The following is an 18,103-nucleotide window of genomic DNA, read 5'->3' as shown; positions in this document are numbered from 1 at the left end:
TACTCCCGTCTCGAGTGACGACTCATGGCAACCCTCCTCCATCTCCCTGGATTCGGGTTACACCTAAAACGGCGCGACGGGTTACATCCTTAAATGTCTCGACAGCCTCTCATCAGTTACATTTAACATGTCTCCATACGCCCAGTTGAGAATTCCGCCGCACTCGGCCAGAATAGCAGAGCGCTGTGAGCGGCGCGACCCACGACGCCGAAGCGGGGGAGGTCCGGAGCCAAAGGACCCATAAGGAGCAAGTCCAGCAACCATGTTGATTGAACCACAACAGCCGTTCAACTTCGTTCGCACACTGAAGTTCATCCTGAGCCCGCCTTCCACTCTGAACGGTCGGCCCCATGAACCGCTGATGGACCACTACGAGGACGGCGAATACCGGCGCGCCATCTGGATTGACGGGCGGCCCGTGCTTTATGGCGTGGCGGAGGAACTCCACGCCACCGCACGCAGCCTGCGGGTCAGAGTGCTGAGAGGCCCGAATGGAAGGACAGTGCGTGGTCAGGTTCAGCAGGTGGTCTCACGCCAGTTCGCCGCTGCGCTGGATCTGGCGCCGTTTCACAGCCTGGCGAGCAATGACAAAGTCCTGAGCAGGCTTGTTGACCATTTCCAGGGCATGCGCATTCCGCAAGCCCCCTCCGTGTATGAGTGCGTAGTCTGCGCCATCCTTGAGCAGCAGGTGAATCTGGCGTTTGCGCACCAGGTGAAAAGGGCGCTGGTTGAAGCCTACGGCGAAAGCGTAGAGTTTAACGGAACGAGCTACCACGTCTTCCCGGAGCCTCCCGCGCTGGCCTCTGCAACTCCGGCAGACTTTCGGAAGCTCCAGATCTCAGGGCCCAAGGCGCGTTACATCACGGGCATTTCTCGTGCCATTGCCGACGGCAAACTTAACCTCGAGCGGCTAAGGTCCGCGCCACCCGATGAGGCACGTGCGGCACTATTGGAGCACAAAGGAGTCGGCCCGTGGACAGCCGAGTATGTCTGCCTTCGGGCGCTGGGAATGCTTGACCACCTGCCGTCAGGCGACGTGGGGCTGCAAAAAGCCGTACAAATTTTCTACCGGCTTCGCAAGGCGCCTACCTCGGCCCGCGTTGAGCAGATCGGGAGAAAATGGGCGGGGTGGCGAAGTTATGCCACTTTCTATCTTTGGCTCACCTACTGGGAACGGCCGGAGTGGAAGGAAAGCCTGCTGGCAGAAATATATTCCGGGACGAGGCGGAGATGAAGGAACTTGACCCAGACCTGACGGGCGCTTTGTTGAAAGAGGCATGTCACGCGCTGATGGAAGTTTATCCTCCGCGCATTGCCCGATGCCTGGAGCTCCTTGCCGAGGACGAAATCTGGTGGCGGCCGAACCCCGCATCGAACAGCGTGGGCAATATGGTTTTACACCTTCAGGGAAACGTTCGCCAATGGATTATCGCCGGCCTGGGAAGGCAGGCCGACCTGCGCGACCGGGACCGTGAATTTGCGGAGACGGGCCCGATTCCCCGCTGCAGACTCATCGACGGGATGCGGAGCACTGTAAAGGAGGCCCAGGCGGTGCTGACAAACCTCCGCCAGCCTGATCTTCTGCAATCCTATTCCATCCAGGGTTTCCGGGTCACCGGGTACCAGGCTGTATGCCGCGTAGCGGAGCATTTCGCCTTTCACGCAGGCCAGATTATCTACGTCACCAAGCTTAAGCGAGGGAAAGACTTGAAGTTCACCCGACTGCCCGCCCAAAGAAGAAAATCAAAAAGAAAATGACTGCCGGCGGTAAGGGAATGAGCTGCCAAGCTGAACCTCCGGAGACTCAAATAACATGGACTGAGGATGCCTCCGGTTAGAACTGGCGAACCCGGTTGGCCACCAGGACCGCTGTTCCCGCTGGAATTGGAACTCCGTTGATGGTGCTGCCACCAGTGCTAAAAAACATCTGTCCACGCGCCAGCACGGGTGTGGTAGGCGAAAGCGTGCTCAATCCACTGGTGTTCTCGAAAAGGGTCTGACCGTCTGTCACCACCATAAAAGGGTTGCTGCCGAGAAGGCCATTACATGGCGCCATTTGAAACGCTCCGGTCTTGTTATCAGAACCGGGACTGCCCGCCAGCAAAGAAAACATGCCCTGGACGGCCTGGAAACGTGGGTAAACCGAGTTGGCAGTGACAGTGGTGATGCCGCCAGATGCTTTTGAGAAAGCTCCGTGCACCACCACTTCCTGCCCAGGAACAAGGGAGTTGACGGCAAAGGAAAGATTGCCATTGGATGCCAGGTTCATGATGTCAGGCGAAATCAACAGAGGATTAAAAGTGGCGGATTGAGGAACATACACAGTGACAGCGGTACTGTTGGGAATGTCTGTGGCGTCAGGCGGTTCGGTCTCGCGCACCAGCATGTCAAATTGAATCGCATTGCCGTTGGCGTCCTTCGTCACGTCGAGAACAGGGCCGACATAGGCCAGGAGATTATCGCTTAGCGACTCCCGATCTTCCACCTGGACTCTATTGGCAACCACGTTGCCCGTCTCGTTGACGTACGCGTCAACTTCGACGTAACTGCCGGTGGTCAGTTGGTCGATGTCCGAGACCGGCACGCCGCAGGCTCCGTTCATGCACAGGTCTGTGCTGTCCGTCAGGTCTACGTTGAGCGCAGGGCCGTTTCCCGTCAGCGTCGCTGTATGGGTTTGTAATTGAAAACTGCTGGTAAACCCGGCGCCGGGACTCGAACTGTTCACCGTGCGCACAAACCCGTAGATACTGTCCATTTCGCCGAAGCCTGTAGCGCCGGATGGCACCATCGGAAAGCCGGAAAACACCCATGTGACGCTCCCCGTCAACTGACCTTGCGAATCCACGTTGAGGGACTGTGGCAGATCGAGATCAATCATGAGTGCGCTGATCTTGCCAGACGTAATGGTGAGGGCTGGCTGCAGGTTAATGGTTACCGTGTCCGAGCTAAGGCTTGGAGAAAACCTTTTGAAGGGCGGGTTCTGTGTGGGATCATACGTGGCAGCAGAGTTTACGACCACCTTCAAAATTGCCTGATCGTAGGTACCCGGCGGGATGGACGTCAGGTTCGCTATGGACATGATGTCGCGCAGGGTACTCATTTCAACTACAGGCGATGTCGGCGCAACGGCCGTCGGCCATACCGCCACCTGGGAGGTCGAGGGCTTGCCGGCCCTATGCAGATTCATGCTCGTGAAGAAAGTACCAAATGACAGGACGTCGCAGGACGGGGTGTCGGCGACGAAGGTGTAGAGCGCTCCGTTGGAGTTCGGCTTTTGCTGCAGGTTGTTGGACGACGAACCCCCACAGGCTACCATCAGCAAAGTTGCTGCCAGTGCCAACCACAGCCCGGCACTAACTCTCCGACGCCGAATTCCATCACCAGGTGTACCTCTACCGGAGGTCGGGGTATCAGTTCCACGCCGGTGAAAGCAGTTTTTCAAGGCCATCAGCCAATATCCTGTTGATTTTACGAACGAATAATTCAGATGACAAAAATAACCCTTCGGGTTATCCACCACACCACCGAGAAAAGGGGATGGTCGGAGCACCCTCGACGAGGCCTGCACCTCACCCACTGCTCCGCGGTTCAATTTCACGCCGGGCCGCGCTACGACCGCGCCATCCCTCTGCGATTACAACCTCTACCTGGGCCGAACCAGCTTTCAGTCGGCGGCGCACATTGCGCCTTGATGAACTCGGCTTTGGGATTAGGACCCCTGAAATTTTCGAAGGCAAACCTGCCCGCAGGCATCCAGTCACGCTCTACACCAGCAGCGTTTTGGGAAACGCCCATCACTCGAGCTGCGGCGAGCCAGTGCTGCTCGCCTGATGAAAACCGGCAGGCGAGCAGCATCCAAGATCATAGCACAGTCGATTGGCGCTGGCACAGAAGGCAAGGGAAAGCTGTTTCAGGACCAGCAAGAGTCGCCGGGTAAGTCTGGATCAGGAGGCGGGAAGTCTGCATTAGCGTCAGGTAACGGCTCTCTTGGCCCGGACGGGGCCATAGTATCGTACAATCCAACTTCGTAAGGAAAACCCTGGGCACTAAGATATACCGAGTTCCTCAAATGCAGCCTCGGAGATTGCTGAGAACGCGTTCCCGAGAATACCGGAAGGCTGATTTCCTCCTCGCAGGCAGACACATAAACTCCCGCAATAACGCCGAACGTCAGCGTAACTTTGGGCAAAAACCGGGCAAAAGAGGCGGGCAGATAAACATGCTGGGGGTAGGCGTATTGGGCTCTGTACCCCAGTTCGCACTCGACGACCTTGCCCCAAAGGCTCACAGTGCCAAGCGCAAACTCCACAGCCATGCTCAGCAGCCTGTCACGCAGTTTTATCAGATAGACAAACGCCTCCAGGGGGTCCTTAAACGCATAAATTCCACAGGAGCAGTCCCGAGCTAGAAATCCCCGGCACTTTGCCCCCAGATCAAAGCTATGCTCGGCCGAAAACCTTTTTCGGGGCGTCCAAGGCGTATCCTGGATGACGCTGCACAAGGCCGGACAAGAATTTGAATCGCGCGACGATGGCGTCCATACTCTCCACGCGCGCCATGCCACCAGGGGTTCAACAAAGTCAGGAATACCCTCGACAGCCGACTCAGGATGACTTCCCGGGTGGCGCGTCGACGGGCCGTTCCTCCGGTTCTTGAGCCGGTTGAGAAGGTTTTTCAGGCCCATGCGGTAACTCCCTCGGCACTGGATCCTTCAGCGGCTCGACAATCACAATTCTTTCGGGCTCACCCACGTTCGTCATACCAGCCCTCCTGCCGGACGGCAGTCATGCTGACTGTCGAGTGTCGGGCTGTTTACACAGCCGCTATAATTATATTGAACCAATATACCGTCAGGAAGAAAGCGAAGAGTTAGATCCTTTCGCCCCGGACTTAAACTGCGCCTCGGAGAGCGGTTTCAGGCCCATAATGAAAAAAAATGCAAAATCCGCGACAAGGGCGAAACCCATCCTAGGCCGCGTTCGTCTACAAATGGTTACGCCCGGAGTCATAAAAGATGAATAGTTGGAAAGCTCGCCTTGTATGGGTCGTTCCTTGCCTGGCCTTATTTCAAGCACTTGCGATGGCCCAGCCTTCGGCCCAAAATGCCACAGCTGCCCAGAAAGTCCGGCCGATAGGCGTGGTGACGGCGATCCAGGCCGGTCAACTGACGCTCCACACGGACGCGGGACCAAACCTCACCGTCAGACTGCCAGAGGATGTTTCCGTCCTGAAAGTCCCTCCCGGCGCGAAGAGCCTGAAGGAGGCAGACAAAATCGCCGTGACCGACGTCCAGGTGGGCGACCGAGTGCTGATTATCGGTCCCCTGTCAGAGGACCAGAAATCCGTCAGTGCCAAGTCTGTCGTCGTTATGAGTAAGGCGGCGCTCGAAACCGCCCGTGAGGCTGAGCGACTTCAATGGTTAAAAAATGGCATTTCTGGCGTGGTTAAAACCGTCGATCCGGCAACCAAGGAAATCACCCTGGCAGTACCCAACACGTCCCCCAAGCCCGGCGACCTGACCCATCCCGTTACGGTTACGCTGGCATCCAACGCAACTTTGCTACGCTACGCCCCGGACTCAATCAAATTCAGCGACGCCAAACCGGCCCCCTTGGACCAGATTCGCGTCGGCGATCAGGTGCGAGCGCTCGGCTCGAAAAGTCCCGACGGGACCCACTTCACCGCCCAAAAAGTGGTTTCGGGAACCTTCCGGAATATCGGGGCGACCGTGATATCCGTCGATGCGCCGGACGGAACCATCACCGTGAAAGACCTCGCTACAGGCAATCCCGTTCTGGTGCGGACAAACACAGAATCAAAGCTGCACGAACTGACTCCGGAAGTAGCCAATACGATTGCCGCATTTAACGCCGGATCTGCTCAAAACGGGGCCGCGGGCCAGCAGGCAGGAAACGAAGCCGGTGAACGACCCCGCCGGGCAAATTATCAAGGCAACGGCAGGCCAGGCGGGCCCGGTGAAGGACGCGGCACGCCGGGAGGTCACCCAGGAAATTTCGAGCAAATGTTGCAACGAATGCCGGCCTTTTCACTCACCGACCTCAAGTCAGGCGAGCCGCTTATCGTTGTGAGCACCGAGGGAGCCAAACCGGACCAGGTTACGGCCATCGCTGTGCTCAGCGGCGTTGAGCCCATACTCCGTGCCCGACCCAAGGGCAGCAAAGAAGTTGTGCTGGGTCCGTGGAATATGAGCGTGGGCGGTGGCGGCGGCGAGGAGGCAGGCGGTGGAGGCGACCAGGGGGGAGGAGGCGCGGGCGGCCCATAATTCTAGCCTCTCAAACAGACGGCCCACCGGAATCATGGTTAAGTTCCATCAGAATGCGAAGTTTTGGAGGATTTTGAGATGAACGAATTGCTAGGAAGGTTTAGACGTCCCCTCTGGGCATTGCTGGCGTCAATTTGCTTTTCTGCTGCGGTGTTCGCACAGACAGGCAACGGCACAGTGAGTGGTCAGGTTACGGACCCATCGGGCGCCGTAATTCCCGCGGCGACGGTTACATTAACCGGTCCCAACCGTCAAACCAAGGCTGCCCAAACGGACGCGCAGGGGCGCTACACCTTCCATCATCTCGCGCCCGGCCAATATTCGGTTCAAATCACCACACAGGGCTTTTCAACGTTCACGAAAGCAGGAATCAACGTTGCAGCCGGCCACGCGCAGGTTGTGGACGCCCAGTTGGCACTGACCATGCAGACGCAGCAGGTTACCGTGGAGAGCGAAGGCCAGCAGCTCAGCGTCAGCCCTGAAGAGAATGTGGGCGCAGTGGTTCTAAAGGGAGAAGCTTTGAAGTCACTTTCCGATGATCCCGATGAGCTGCAGGAGGAACTTCAACAACTGGCTGGCCCGGCAGCCGGGCCCAATGGAGGCGAGATTTACATCGATGGTTTTTCGGGCGGCGAACTTCCGCCAAAGGAAGCGATTCTGGAAGTCCGCGTCAACCAAAATCCGTTTTCCGCCCAGTATGAGAGGCTGGGCTACGGACGAATCGACATCACCACCAAGCCAGGCTTCTCAAAATATCATGGCAGTGTCTTTTCCTACGGCAACGACTCGTCTTTTAATTCGCGCAACCCCTTCGTGGCGACGCAGCCGGGCTACCACTCCCAGATGTACGCGGGGAGTTTCGGAGGGCCGCTCGGAAAGAAACTTTCATTCTTCCTCGGTATGTTCCACCGCAGCAGCGACAGCACGTCTATCATCACGCCTGTCGTTCCAACCCCGGCCTTTAACCCGAACGGAATGCAGATCAGCCAGGCTATTCCCAGCCCCTCGTCGCGGACGAACATCAGCCCGCGTGTGGACTTCCAGTTGACCAACACCAACGTAATGTCCGTCCGTTATCAACGATGGTCGCGCAATGACACGAACGACGGCCTCTCGGAGTTCTCTCTTCCCTCTCAAGCGTATGACTCCACCGCTGTCTCTCAGCGGGTCCAGGTTAGCGACACCCAGGTGATCAGTACCCGGACCGTCATGCAGAACCGTTTTGAATATCGCCACAGCACGGACGATCAGAACCCCTTCAGCACGGACCCGGAAATCCGTGTGCTTGGAGCTTTCACCGGCGGCGGAAACAGCAGCGGAACTTCCCGAGACACTGAAAATCGATACGAGTTCCAGAGCCTTACATCAACCAACTTTGGCAAGCACAGCCTGACTTACGGGGGACGTGTGCGGTTCGACGATGAGGCTATCAACTCGACCAGCGGCTACAACGGCACCTTTACGTTCACGGGCATCCAGAGCTATTCGAGTTTTCAACAGGGTCTTGCCCAGGGACTCACACCTGAGGAAATTGTAGCGGCAGGCGGAGGCGCGAATCAATTCTCGATAACCACCGGAAATCCAGTTGCCAAGGTCAACCGATTCGATTACGCCCTCTACACCGAGGACAACTGGCGGACGCTCCCCAATCTCTCTCTGACGCTTGGTTTGCGCTTTGAAGGTCAGACCGACATTCAGGACCACTTTGACATCGCACCGCGCTTCGGTCTTGCGTGGGGAATCGATGGACACGGGAAGGCCCCCAAAACCGTTCTGAGGGCGGGCGCTGGCATCTTCTACGACCGCTTGGACACAGAAAATATTCTCCAGGCAGAACAGTTGAACGGCATTAATCAGCAACGGTTCGTTGTGAATTCTCCAGACTTCCTGCCACCGGGCCTTCCGCCTGCCAGCTCGATAGCAGCTTCTGCCGCTTTCCCGACCATCTACCAGATCAGCCGGCAATTCCAGTCGCCTTACGTCATCGAGGGCGCCATTGGTCTGGAGAGGCAAATTAACAAGAACATCAAGACTTCAGTCACTTACATCACCACGCACGGAATCCATCAGCTTCTCACCCGCAATATCAACGCTCCACTGCCGGGGACTTTTGACCCCGCCGATCCAACGAGTGGCATCCGCCCCTTTGGCAACGTGGGGAACATTTACCAGTATGAAGATGCGGGGCTTTACAACGAGAACCAGTTGATCGCGAATTTTAACATACGCATGGGTGCTGCAGTTTCGCTTTTTGGCTACTACACGTTGAGCTATGCCAATGCCAACGCTGTTCAAGGCGAAAACGGAGCCAGCTCCTTTCCGATGAACCAGTATGATCTCTCTCAAAGTTACGGAAGCGCCCCTTGGGTAACACGCAACCGGTTTTTCGTGGGCGGCTCCACTAGCCTGCCTTACGGCTTAACGTTCAGCCCGTTCCTGGTCTTCACTTCCGGGCATCCCTATAGCGTCACCCTTGGGCAGGACTTAAACGGAGATTCGATTTTCAACGACAGGCCTGCCTTCGCTTCAGATGCCTGCATCACCTGTAGCCAGCCGGTCAAGTCCGACTTCATCAACCCCACGCTGGGCGGTCCCCTCATCCCTGTCAACTACTACTTTGGCCCCAGCCAATTCTCAATGAACGCTCGCCTTTCAAAGACCTTCGGATTCGGCAGAGAAGTTGAAGGCGGCGGGGGCCGCGGTGAGGGCGGAGGTGGCGGCGGGTATCATCGCGACCATGGAGGGCTTGGCGGCCGCGGGCTCAGCGGCGGCGGAGGCGGTCCCCGCTTCGGTGGTTCCAGCGACCGGCGGTTTACGCTTGAGGTGGGCGTTATGGCCCATAATGTCTTCAACAAGGTGAACCTTGGCACTCCGGTTGGCAGTTTGACGTCTCCTGACTATCTGTTTGGCCGCTCGAACTCACTGGCCGGTGGTTTTTTTAACAACCCCTCCGCGAACCGCAGGCTTGACCTGTTCGCGCGCTTTAACTTCTAGAAGGCTGTGGAAAAACTCCCTCTGCGGCGTCGTCCGGAGCTGGTTCACCCTCAAATTTGCGAACGGTTCTGATCGCCGCAATCGGGGAGCAGAGGCTCAGGGTAAATTTTGCCGATCTGACCAGATCCAGGTTGGCCAAACTTTCAATTGACCTTCATTTTCTGCACCCAATCGCATCGAACCACGGCGAACCTCACCGTAGGTCCGTTCGGCGCCCAAAAGCCCCTAAGTGAATGAATCCGAAGGGTTGTCATGGAAGCGCACGGGGTATATAATCTAAGCCTTGTACGAGCCCGAAATGAAGATTTTCGTCTACGCCCTCCTGGGGCTCATCATGAGCGTTCCGATTGCCTTTTCTGCCTCAGCCACTCGAAGAAACTCTGAATCTGCTGATAGTAAAGCAGTTCCTCTCACCCAAGCGACAGAAGAATTCAAGGTCCTGACGGGCAAATGGGGCATGCGGCCAGGAAGTCCGCCGTCGGCCCAAAGAAACTTTGGCCCCAAGATGCTCTGGCACGGTCGCGTATATGAGTATTTCCGTAATGATTCTCTCGATGCTATCCCGCACGAGGTCAATCAAAACGGCGGCACTAAATCCCCGCTTCACCGAAACCAGTTCGGATTCAACGTATCGGGCCCGGTTCTGATTCCGCATCTGGTGAACAACCCCCAGAGCACATTCTTCGCTTTGTCCTACGAAGGCGTGCGCGAAACCATCTCCCGGGCTTCACTTCATACCATTCCCACAGCAGCCCAACGCAACGGAGACTTTTCAAAGACGGTCGACCAGGCTGGTAACCCCCTCATCATCTATGACTTGGCAACAACCGCTTCCAATCCGGCCTTTGACCCTTCTCTGCCGGTTTCGACCACCAACTTGCAATATCTCCGATCGCCTTTCCCAGGAAACATTATCGCCCCTGACAAACTTTCGCCGGGGATCCAGCAAGCTCTATCGTTTTATCCCCTGCCTAACGCGAGCGTGGGGCCGTTCTTCGAAAATAACTATTTCGTCAATGCGCCACAGTATGACACTGCGGACGGAATCATCGCCAGAGTTGATCAGTCGGTGGGCACCCGCCACCGGCTGAGTTTCCAAACGGCCATCTCGAACGGCTTCGTCAGCGCTCCGAAATACTTTCCAAACTTCGCCAGTCCTACAGCCCCTGACCAGCACTACTCGCGGTGGCGCGCTGAAATCAGCTACAATTTTACCGCCACTTCAAGGACGGTCAATTCAGTCCATTTAACGGCGGAATCAGATGTGACAAAAGCCGGGAGCGGCGAACAGGCTCCTTTCCCCGTTTATGAGCTTGCCGACAGTTATCTGTCAATGGGCACCGGTTACCCGAATTCACAAAACGCCCGCAACGCCGTTGAAATCCGAGACTCGATATCCACACAGCAAGGCAAACACTCCCTTCAGTTGACCTTCCAGGCCGACCAGTACCAGATGAATTCCTACACGCCGCAATACCCAACTGGTTATTTCCAGTTTTCCACAGGCCTGACGGGCTTGCCAGGCATCGTCAACACAGGCGATCCGTTCGCCAGCTTTCTCCTAGGCCTGCCGCAGTATGCAGAACGTACCGTCATCACTTCACCATCGTATTTTCGTAATTCCTATCAGTCAATCTCGGGTGGCGACAGATACCAGTTGTCAAAAACAGTTGCAATTAGTCTCGACTTCAATTTCAAGCGGTATACACCACGGGTGGAAAAGTATGACCGTCAAAGCACCATCGATCCGATGGTGCTTGATCCTGCAACCCGCCGGCTTGGAGCTCTGGTTTTTGCCGGCCGCAACAGGATTTCGCGCGGTCTGCGGCCCTCCAGCGTTAATCTTGACTACACACTGGGACTGGCATGGAACCCTGGCGGTGATTCCAAGACTGGCGTGCGTGCCTCTTTCCACCACTGGCACGGGCACATGCCGATGTATAACGGACAGTGGGGCACACAAGGATTCAATGCCCGCCAGACGTTTACCTCCGCGAACAATCAGCTTAGCCCTGCGCTGGAACTGGCAAGCGGCATTCCACCGCTGTCTACGCCTTTGCCGGACCTGAGCCCCTCGGCGGCTGACAACACCGTCGCGGATTTTGTCGATATGACCAGCCGGGTGCCCGCTTATCGGGAGGCATCGTTGACAGTCGAGCGCCAGATACCTTTTTCAATGGTGCTGACGGTGGGAACAGACTACAGCGCCGGCAGAGATCTCCTGGTCGGCGATGGGGCCACCACCCCCAACGCGATCGATCCTGCTTACCTGCGCTACCGTGACAGGCTCAATGACGAGGCGTTTCGTCTCACGCTTCAGCCCTACCCCCAGTTCAAGGCATTCGAGCTCTATGGTCTTTATCCTGCGGGCCGCTACCAGCACAAGTCCGCATACGTCCAGGTGGAAAAGCGCGAGTCCTACGGCCTCTCGTTCTCCGCCACCTACGAGTTCTCAAGCGCGTTCGACAATTATTCGGGGCCTTACGGGAACCAGGACCTTATCAACCTCAGCAATGATTGGGCGCCAACTTCAGACAACACGCCGCAATACATCCAGTTCAGCTATATGTATAATCTGCCGTTCGGAGGCGGGAAACCGCTGCTCGACTTCGTCGGCTGGGGACAGCCGATTGTGAGCGGCTGGTCGATCAGCGGCATGGCCTACTGGAATGACGGACGGCCACTCGCGTTGCGACCGCAGTTCAACAACACCGGCGATGTGCTCTCCACCCTGTTTGTGGACGTTGTGCCGGGCGTAGATCCCCGCGTTGCGGAACCCGGTCCCTCAAAGTGGTTCAATCCCTCCGCCTTTGCCCAGCCCGCAGACTTCACCCTTGGAGATGGGCCAAGGACCCTTTCAGACCTGTTGGGCCCGGGCAGAAACAGGTTCGACATTAGTCTGGACAAGCGCATGCCGGTTGGTGGCACCTCTCTGGATTTCAACTTCACAGCCTTTAATATTCTTAACCATGCCAACTGGAACTACCCCGATACGACGATCGGTCCGGCAAGCGCCCCGAACATTGATGCTGGCAGGATAATCGGCTCGGAGGGAGGGCGGGTTATCCAGTTAGGGCTGATTTTGAGCTTCTGATGCTAAGAGGTGTTCCTGTCCTCTCAACCGTATTTTTTGTGCTGATCGGGACTGCTCTTGCCCGTGCGCAGGTAAAGGCTCCGGGGTTCTCCATTCCCGCCTGGATCGATCAGGAAAAGTGTGCGGAGACACCTACATTCGGCCCCACACTGAACGGTCACCCCGTAACAGTGGAAAAAGCGTTGGCTCCGACCAGCGATCAGGTCGTCCTGGTCGTGCTGGATCTCACCGGCGACCTTTCGCGGATCGACGACGCGAAGCAGGCCATGGCGACCAACATCTCCAAACTCCCCCAGAATTCGTGGGTTGGATTGCTCCGTGCGCAGGACGGACTACACGTCCTGGCTGACCCCACCGCTGACCGCCGGAAGGTGATTGGCACGATCCAGTCCCTCACAAGCAGCGGAACGCCGGGTTTGCTTGAAACTCTTCGCGCGACGTTGTCGCTGGCAGATGCCATGATTCGTAAGTCGCCGGTCCGCGTCTCTGTGCTTTACATTACAGACGGAAGCATCTATAACTACCGTGAAGATTATACGGATCCCGTCATCAATCCGAGTGATACGCACGATCTTAGCCGGCGCTTCCGGGACGTTCTGATTAATGAGAAGATATCCAAACTGGAGCGGCGTATCAGCTCCCTGGAAGCGCCATTGTTTGTGGTCCACCTTCATTACCGGCAAAATTCGCTCGATCTAGCGTACCAAAATGGCCTCGACGCCCTGGCAAAAGACACCGGCGGAGAAACAGTCATTTGTCGCTCCACCGCGGAAATTCCGCAGGCGATTTCCCACATATTCACACGCATATCGGATGTCTGGGGACTGACTCTATCGGTTCCACGCAAAAGTCACAGAGAATTGCAAGTCGGCCTGAAAGCCTCTTGCAACGGTCAGGAGGTCCAAATCTCATGGCGTCCATATTTTCGGCCCAGAGAGGAGTGAATTGTTGCGTATGAGAGGAGTGCAAATCGCCGTTGTATCGGGCTTGGCAGTCGCCCTGGTGGCTGCGGGTGGCTTCATTCTCCGCCAGTCCAACCAACTTGCGGAAGCACAGCGGCAACGAGACGCCGCGCTCCAATCTCTACGCGAAGGCCAGGAAGCTCTTCGCCAGAGCGAACTTCGCCTCGGCGCGTCCAGGCCAGGGAAACCGGCTCCGGAAAGAAATATCCAGGCGGTGATTGCGGAGCGCGACGCCACCATCAAGCAGCTTACGGACCAGTTGAATGCGGCAAATGCCAGCGTCACACATCTCCAGGACACTCTTTCCGCTTCCAAAACCGAGAACGCGAAGGCGCTTGATGCCTCCAATCAGCATTTTCAGGATATGCAGAATGAACTGCAGGGCCGATTGGACAAGATGCAGCAACAGCTTGAATCGGCGCAAACCGAGGCTGAAAATTCTCGCCGGCATGTTGCTGATTTGCAGAAAGCTAACGAGCAACTAAGTGCCTCGAACAACGAAGGCTACGCCCGTGTGGCTGAACGCGAGCACATCCTGCTAAGCCTGCAGGACCTCGACCGTCGCCGGGAAACCTATCTCACATCCATCGCGGCCCGTTATCGAAATCTCACCAACCAGTTCCGAACCATGAGTGGTATGCTGACATCCAACCGCGGGCAGGATTCCAACTCATTTGGAGGCCCAGCCCTGGACATGATCCAGAACGCCATTTCCCTCACCGACAATGACCTCCAACACCTCAGTGAGCTCAATTCCAAGGCCTATCGGCTTGAAAAGCAGCTATCGCAAAAGTGACCGGCTTGAGCCTTTTCGACCACTCCAGTGCCAGCCTCGAACCTGAATCGTTTTTGCAATCGCCGCTTTCCGCTAAATGGTTTCAACTGAAACGTTTACATTGTCAAAAGCAGACCGGCCCTGCATAACGCCCCGGCTTCCTTGACGGACAGTGAGCGAGGTTTTAAGATGGTAGATTGCCCTCAACTCGCGTTACGCGCCAGAGGGGCAGTGTCTGCATGCTCAAACAAATTACAGTCCGGGGAGCCCGCCAGCACAACCTTAGGAATATCGACGTCTCGATCCCGCGCAACAGGTTTACTGTGGTGACCGGGTTAAGCGGGTCAGGCAAATCGAGCCTGGCATTTGACATCATTTACGCCGAAGGGCAGCGCCGATATGCGCAGACTCTCTCCGCATATGCGCGGCAGTTCCTGGACCAGTTACAGCGCCCGGACGTTGACGCGGTTGAAGGGCTGAGCCCTGCAATTTCCATCGAGCAGAAAACCACCAGCCGCAGCCCTCGCTCGACAGTTGGCACCATCACAGAAATCTACGATTATCTCCGCCTCCTTTACGCCACGATTGGAGTACCCCACTGCCCAAAATGCGGGAGGCCCATCTCACGCCAGACGACGGAACAAATCGTGGGATCCATCATGGCGCTCCAGACTGGCAGGGCCGGAGACGATGGGAACCCGCGCATCATGATTCTCGCGCCCGTTGTGCGCGGGAGAAAAGGCGAGTTCCGCAACCTGTTTGATCAACTGGGGCGCGAGGGATTCGTCCGGGTACGTGTCGATGGGCAGTTGCTCCAACTCGACGAAGAGATTCGGCTGGACCGCAGGCGAAACCACACCATTGAAGTGCTGGTAGACCGGTTGCTGGTTAAGCCCGGAGTCGAAAGCCGGCTCTCGGCCTCAATCGAAACGGCCATGAAGCTGGCGAAGGGGATCGTCCAGGTCACGGTGGTGAACGGTGACGAGCACCTTTATTCCCAGGAGTGGGCCTGCGTCCATTGCGGCAGCAACATTCCAGCGCTTGAACCGCGGTCATTTTCATTCAACAGTCCCTATGGCGCCTGTGAAGCGTGCCGGGGACTGGGCAGCCGTTTTACCTTCGATCCTGCCAAAGTTGTCGTGGACTGGACGCGGCCACTGTTTGCCGGCGGTTTGGGTCCGGGGTCGGGCTCGCGCCATCTTCAGCGGAGCTTGGCTCGTCTGGCGGAACAGGTTGGCTTTGACCTTCGCACGCCCTTCGAGCAATTTCCCGCCAGGATTCAAAACCTGATCCTCTACGGGAATCGCCAACGGGGTTCGCAACGCCGTGCCGGATTCGCAGGAATCATTCCGCTCCTCGAGCGATGGTATACGGAGACGAATTCCGAGAGCTACCACGAATGGTTTGAGCGCTACACCTCCGCAATGCCTTGTCCGCAGTGCAGTGGCAAACGATTGAGGCAGGAAAGCCTGGCTGTCAAAGTTGCGGGCCTTTCGATTGCGGATTTCACTGCTCTGCCGGTGGGCGAAGCTCAGAAGGCCGTCGGTCGCATCAAGCTGGACGCGCGAGGGGAGCTGCTGGCGCGGCGCATCCTGAACGAGATTGCTGCCCGGCTGGAGTTTCTGAATACCGTTGGGCTGGGCTACCTCAGTCTGGACAGATCGGCCGCGACACTTTCAAACGGCGAAAGCCAGCGGGTCCGCCTGGCGACACAAATCGGCTCCAAGCTGCGCGACGTTCTTTACGTGCTGGATGAGCCGAGCATCGGCTTGCATCCTCGCGATAACCGGCGGCTGCTGGGGACCATCGAGCGGCTGCGAGACATGGGCAACACGATTCTGGTGGTCGAACACGACGAGGAAACCATTCGCCGCGCCGATTACGTCATTGATCTGGGCCCCGGCGCCGGCAAGCACGGCGGCGCGCTTGTCGCCTGTGGACCGCCGCAACAGGTGGCCGTCTGCGAAACTTCCTTGACGGGCCAATATCTTTCCGGCACCCGTCGCATTCCCGTCCCGGAAAAGAGGCGCTCGCCGAATGGGAAGTCTCTCGCCGTGCTGGGGGCTCGCGCGAATAACCTGAAGAACATTGATGTCAGGTTTCCGCTGGGTCTCCTTGTGGTGGTGACAGGGGTCTCCGGGTCGGGCAAATCAACACTGGTGAACGACATCCTTTACAGGGCGCTGGCCAGTAAGCTTTACCGGGCCATCGATGAGCCCGGCCAGCATCGCAAAATAGCCGGTGTTGAGCAAATTGACAAAGTGATCGTGATTGACCAGGCTCCGATCGGGCGCACGCCACGATCAAATCCCGCAACGTATTCCGGCGTCTTCACACCGATTCGGGAACTCTTCGCCATGCTGCCGGAATCCCGCGAGCGCGGATATCGAGCCGGCCGTTTCAGCTTCAACGTCAAGGGCGGGCGGTGCGAAGCCTGCCAGGGTGACGGCATGCGGCGCATCGTGATGAATTTCCTGCCCGACGTGTTTGTGACTTGCGAAGTCTGTAACGGGCGCCGCTACAATACGGAAACCCTTGCCGTCAAGTACAAAGGCTATTCGATCGCGGACCTGCTGGATACAACAGTCACTGACGCGCTGCCCGTTGTCGAAAACATACCGCAAATCCGGCAGAAGTTGCAGACCCTCGAGGATGTCGGGCTGGGTTACATTCATCTGGGTCAGGCCGCCACGACTCTCTCCGGCGGTGAAGCTCAGCGAATCAAACTCGCTCGCGAACTTAGCCGACGCCAGACCGGCCGCACGCTATACCTTCTGGACGAACCCACAACCGGCCTGCACTTTGACGACGTCAAGCAGTTGCTCGAAGTCCTTAACCGCTTGACAGATTTGGGCAACACCGTCATCATCATCGAGCACCACCTCGATGTCATCAAACAGGCTGACTGGATTGTCGATCTGGGTCCTGAGGGCGGCGAGGCAGGCGGTCGCATCGTAGCCCAGGGAACACCTGAAGAGGTGGCGTGTGTGGAAAAGTCGTTCACAGGTCAGGCTCTGGCCGCGCTCCTGGACCAGCAACCCGGACCGTCCGGCAGGGATGCTTCGGTGCCGGTGCTCTAGAGCGGCCCGGCCCGAAGCCAAAGTCTGGGAAGTGAAATGCATACCTGATGTGCTTCCGGGCCACCGCCGCAAAATCCTATGACCTTCCATTTCGAAACTGAACGCAGCAATGAATCGAGCAATCTGGCAGAAAAATCGACGGTCGAATTGGATGCCAGGCCGCTGCCGGAAACCTGGAGGATTCGTGATCTCCTGATTTTTATTGCGGTTGGTTTTTTCACCCTGGTGGCCGCAAATTTCCTGGTATTCATCGGATATGCTTTCCTCAGGCCCCTCTTGCATTGGAAGCTCCCCCTACAAGGTTTGCAGACCAATGTAATCTTCCTCCTGACGATCCAACTGGTCTGGTATCTGCTTCTGCTGGCGTACGTCTATTTTTTCATTACATGGTATTACAAGACTTCTTTCCTGGGTGCTCTGAAGTGGAAGGGGCTTTCAGCCCATCACACGATACGTTACCTGCTGGGAGGCGCCGCTCTCTCGCTGGTTGTGATGATCGTTCCTCCTTTACTGCCGGAACGGAAGGGTTTCCCGCTCGAAAAATTGTTCAATTCTCCCACGTCGGCATATGCAATAGCAGCCTTCGCCGTCATCGTAGCTCCGTTCATGGAGGAACTTCTGTTTCGTGGGCTGCTGTTTGCTTTCTTTGAGAAACACGGCGGCCTTACATTCGCCATTGTGGCCACAGCCATCCTGTTTGCGGGATTGCACATCCCGGAATACTGGGGGGCGTGGAACAATGTCGTCATGATTCTGATTGTGGGATTTACATTCTCGATCGTTCGAGGTCTGACAGGCTCTCTCACTCCCAGCTTTGTCCTCCACCTTGCCTACAACGGGACCCTGATGCTCCTGCTGTTTCTCCAGACACAGCATTTCCATCGAATGCCGTCTGGCTTCTTCATTTTCCGGTAG

10 protein-coding genes are annotated in these 18,103 nt (G+C 56.9%); 9 read left to right on the top strand and 1 reads right to left on the bottom strand.

The genetic code is table 11. The features are described from left to right. The first annotated feature begins 262 nt into the window (after positions 1-262). Both VFQ24_13720 and VFQ24_13715 read left to right on the top strand, forming a co-directional pair. Complete coding sequence (locus VFQ24_13720) at positions 263-1,234, top strand: DNA-3-methyladenine glycosylase (GenBank protein HET9179410.1); 972 nt, start codon at positions 263-265, stop codon at positions 1,232-1,234. Next, positions 1,231-1,758 carry a DUF1572 family protein gene (locus VFQ24_13715; GenBank protein HET9179409.1) on the top strand — a complete coding sequence of 176 codons (528 nt, stop codon included), beginning with the start codon at positions 1,231-1,233 and terminating at the stop codon, positions 1,756-1,758. The genes VFQ24_13720 and VFQ24_13715 overlap by 4 nt, the downstream gene beginning before the upstream one ends. A 76-nt stretch (positions 1,759-1,834) precedes the next feature. On the opposite strand, the gene VFQ24_13710 is transcribed toward VFQ24_13715, so the two are convergent. After that, entirely contained in the window at positions 1,835-3,316 is a 1,482-nt protein-coding gene (locus VFQ24_13710; GenBank protein HET9179408.1) for a DUF4382 domain-containing protein, read from the bottom strand. Positions 3,317-5,014: 1,698 nt separating this feature from the next. On the opposite strand from VFQ24_13710, the gene VFQ24_13705 reads away from it, so the two are divergent. The 7 genes from VFQ24_13705 (at position 5,015) to VFQ24_13675 (ending at position 18,103) form a co-directional block, all read left to right on the top strand. Further along, positions 5,015-6,283 (top strand): hypothetical protein, encoded by a 1,269-nt coding sequence (locus VFQ24_13705; GenBank protein HET9179407.1) that lies wholly within the window; start codon positions 5,015-5,017, stop codon positions 6,281-6,283. Positions 6,284-6,361: 78 nt separating this feature from the next. Further along, a complete protein-coding gene (locus VFQ24_13700; protein ID HET9179406.1) occupies positions 6,362-9,277 on the top strand; it encodes a carboxypeptidase regulatory-like domain-containing protein in 2,916 nt (971 codons plus the stop codon). Between the two features lie 298 nt (positions 9,278-9,575). Further along, the gene (locus tag VFQ24_13695) at positions 9,576-12,371 is read left to right on the top strand and encodes a hypothetical protein (GenBank protein HET9179405.1); all 2,796 of its coding nucleotides are present in this window, start codon (positions 9,576-9,578) and stop codon (positions 12,369-12,371) included. Continuing rightward, complete coding sequence (locus VFQ24_13690; protein ID HET9179404.1) at positions 12,371-13,315, top strand: VWA domain-containing protein; 945 nt, start codon at positions 12,371-12,373, stop codon at positions 13,313-13,315. The genes VFQ24_13695 and VFQ24_13690 overlap by 1 nt, the downstream gene beginning before the upstream one ends. A 10-nt stretch (positions 13,316-13,325) precedes the next feature. Further along, positions 13,326-14,129, top strand: a complete 804-nt coding sequence (locus VFQ24_13685; GenBank protein ID HET9179403.1) for a hypothetical protein — start codon at positions 13,326-13,328, stop codon at positions 14,127-14,129. A gap of 218 nt (positions 14,130-14,347) precedes the next feature. After that, on the top strand, positions 14,348-17,188 hold the full coding sequence (gene uvrA, locus VFQ24_13680; protein ID HET9179402.1) for an excinuclease ABC subunit UvrA: 2,841 nt from the start codon (positions 14,348-14,350) through the stop codon (positions 17,186-17,188). 78 nt (positions 17,189-17,266) lie between these two features. After that, a complete protein-coding gene (locus VFQ24_13675) occupies positions 17,267-18,103 on the top strand; it encodes a type II CAAX endopeptidase family protein (protein ID HET9179401.1) in 837 nt (278 codons plus the stop codon).

It is taken from the genome of Terriglobia bacterium, from assembly GCA_035712365.1.
Lineage (GTDB): Bacteria > Acidobacteriota > Terriglobia > UBA7540 > UBA7540 > SCRD01.
Note: the sequence above shows the minus strand (reverse complement) of the source record. Positions and strands in the feature narration are given on the sequence as shown.